At 61.3% G+C, this 243-nt stretch carries 1 protein-coding gene; it reads right to left on the bottom strand.

What is annotated here, in order from left to right; translation table 11 throughout:
* Positions 1 to 243 (bottom strand): hypothetical protein (locus tag AAEY55_RS18565; RefSeq protein WP_350552758.1); only part of this gene is annotated, 243 nt, incomplete at both ends.

Here is a 243-nt window from a genome sequence, read left to right as displayed (position 1 = left end):
GCATTGACCGTCTTCAGTGACTTGTCGGGCACGTCCGCCTCCTCCACCTTGTCGCCGTCAAGGTTGAAGTCCAGAAACCACGTCCCGGTCTCAGACTGCCGCACGTCATCAAGGTAGAGTTGTGACAGTTCATTGATGCGCCCACCCGTCAACAGGCCCAACAGCGGCAGCCAGTAGTAGTGCGGTCGCCAGCGCGTGGACCCGTCGCGTGTGATGGTTCCTGCGCCACGCGTGAACCAGTCC

Source organism: Pseudoalteromonas sp. 120-MNA-CIBAN-0494 (assembly GCF_040308885.1).
In the GTDB taxonomy this organism is placed as follows: Bacteria; Pseudomonadota; Gammaproteobacteria; order Enterobacterales; family Alteromonadaceae; genus Pseudoalteromonas; species Pseudoalteromonas nigrifaciens.
The sequence above is the reverse complement of the archived record's forward strand: the minus strand, read 5'-3'. Positions and strand labels throughout refer to the sequence as shown.